This is a genomic window from Rhizorhapis suberifaciens (genome assembly GCF_014200045.1).
Taxonomy (GTDB): Bacteria; Pseudomonadota; Alphaproteobacteria; order Sphingomonadales; family Sphingomonadaceae; genus Rhizorhapis; species Rhizorhapis suberifaciens.
The window spans coordinates 1-2,442 of the sequence record NZ_JACHOV010000028.1; the positions used below are offsets into that span (position 1 = coordinate 1).

Consider the following 2,442-nt stretch of genomic DNA (forward strand, 5'->3'; position numbering starts at 1 on the left):
AGGAGGATCGAAAAGTGCGTTTTAGCCTATCAGAGACAATGGGGAACTATGAGCATTGGCTGGAGATGGGTGTTGCGGCCGAGGAAGCCGGCTTCGACGCGTTCTCGACCCCGGACAGTGTTTTTTATCCTGACAAGACGGATTCGATTTATCCGTATAATGAAACCGACGCCATCCGGAAGTATATCGAGAATACTCCCTTCATTGAGCCGATGGTGGCCTTTGCCTGGATGGCGGCCAGGACCAGCAAGCTGCGGTTCTTTCCCAATGTGATGAAGTCGGCATCGCGCGCGCCGATCTTGCTTGCCAAGCAGATCTGCTCGCTGGCGGTGATCTCGAACAATCGGTTCATCTATGGCGCCGGCATCGGCCCGTGGGAGGAGGACTTTTCCTATAACGGTCTGGATTGGAGCAAGCGTGGCGAGCTGCTCGACGAATCCATCGACATATTGAAAGGGCTGATGACGGGCGATCTCTTCGCCTATGAGGGCAAGCACAACAAGTTCGGGCCGATCAAGATCAATCCGGCGCCGACCCAGCCCGTGCCCATCGTCATCGGCGGCCATTCCAAGCCGGCCTTGCGCCGTGCCGCCAAAATGGGTGATGGCTGGACCGTGGTGAACATGGACTTCGATCCCATGAAGGCCATGATTGCCGAACTGCACGAGCTTCGCCGCACCTATGGAACCGACGACCGGGATTTCCAGATTCACGCCCGCCAATATAATATCCGTACTGGTGCACAGGAACGCCCGGATCTTGGTTCCTACCGGAAGTTCGAGGACATCGGCGTGACCGATTATTGCATTGTGCTGTTCCCGACCCCCGATATCCCTCTTCAGACCAAGCTGGATGAAATCAAGCGCTTTGGCGACGAGGTCATCTCGAAGCTCTAATGACCGCCAGACCAAGGTTAGTTCAACCAATGTTAACATGTCTTTTAGCGGACCTATGGCCGCAGGCATCGAGGAGAGATTGGTAATGAAAGTGCTGGACGCACAGGAACTATTGCAGATTGCCCGGGACCGGACGGGCCTGTCCGACTTCGGTCCCGACGATTTCCGCGAAGGTCTCGACATGCTCGTGCAGGGCGTCAATGCCGATGTTGCCGTTCGCCCCGATCGCGTCGAGCATTTGCGTGAAAATGTCCTGCGTCTCCTCATCAATCGGCTGTGGTTCCAGAAGGATCTTGCCGAACATCCCGAAATCATGGACGAGGTCATCGACGCGCCGATCATCATCACGTCGATGCCACGGACGGGCAGCACCAAATTGCAGCGGCTGCTGGGCGCGTCGGGCGATTTCCAGCTCGTGGAATATTGGAAAGGCCATATGTTCGCCCGGATTCCCGGGGCGCCGGAGGGGGGCCGCGAACAGCGGATTGCCGAAACGCGTGACTATGAAAAATGGCTGTATGAAGTGTCGCCCGACATGATCACCGGCCATCCCGTCTTTACCGACGAGGCTGAAGAAGAGATGCAGCTTTTCGAATATGCCTTCCGGACGGGGGCGATGATGGTCTTTGGCTCATCCTCCTTTTTCGGATGGCTGTTGAGCGCCGACCCGACGCCGGCTTACGACTATCTGAAAATGCAGCTGCAATATCTGCAATGGCAGAATCCACAGGATCGCAAGAAGCCCTGGCTGCTGAAGACGCCGATCCATTTCGGGCTGGAAAAGCAGCTCAACCGCATTTTCGACAATCCGCGCTTCCTTGTCACCCATCGCGATCCGGTCAAATGCGTGCCCTCGATCGCAGGCATCGCCTATAACTGGCACTTGCTCTACGCGGACGTCGAACCCGATCTGAACGGGGGTGAGGCGATGACAGCCTATTATGGCCAGTCGGCCGACGATCATCTGGCGTGGCGCGACAATGATCCCGATCTGCAAATCCTTGATATCGCTTTTTCCGACATCACCTCGAACGACGAGGCGGTCGTGCGCCGTATCTACGAGGCGTTCGGCCTGCCGCTAACGGAGAAAAGCCTGCAGGGGATGCGCGACTGGTCGCAGCGCAATCCACGCAACAAGCATGGCGGCCATTCCTATTCGGCCGAGAAATTCGGCACGACCGACGAAGCGATCCGCAATCGGTTCGCCGACTATATTGATCGTTTTGCGCCCCTGCTCGCGTGAGGAAAGAAGGCCCATGCGTGACATTGACCAACGGCTGGCGGAAGTCGAAGCGCGCTTCGCGATAACCGACATCGTGCATAAATTCTGCCGCGCCGTCGATCGCAGCGATCTCGAAGCGATCCCGTCCCTGTTCCATGAGGGGGCCGTGGACAATCACGCTTTTTACGAAGGCGATGTGCCTGGGCTGATCGAATGGATGCGGGAGCGGCATCGCAATATCCTCAACGCTGCCCACAATGTCAGCAATGTCCTAATCGAATTCGCCGGCGCCGAACGCGCGCTGGTGGAATCGCGGGTGACCGT

Annotated in this window: 3 protein-coding genes; all 3 read left to right on the top strand. The window is 57.2% G+C overall.

What is annotated here, in order from left to right; genetic code table 11:
- On the top strand, positions 1-896 hold an 896-nt coding region (locus HNQ99_RS16305), incomplete at its 5' end, for a TIGR03619 family F420-dependent LLM class oxidoreductase (protein WP_221232747.1).
- Between the two features lie 85 nt (positions 897-981).
- Positions 982-2,139: a sulfotransferase family protein gene (locus tag HNQ99_RS16310; protein WP_184477612.1), complete on the top strand. Its 1,158-nt coding sequence runs from the start codon at positions 982-984 to the stop codon at positions 2,137-2,139.
- 13 nt (positions 2,140-2,152) lie between these two features.
- On the top strand, positions 2,153-2,442 hold a 290-nt coding region (locus HNQ99_RS16315; RefSeq protein ID WP_184477614.1), incomplete at its 3' end, for a nuclear transport factor 2 family protein.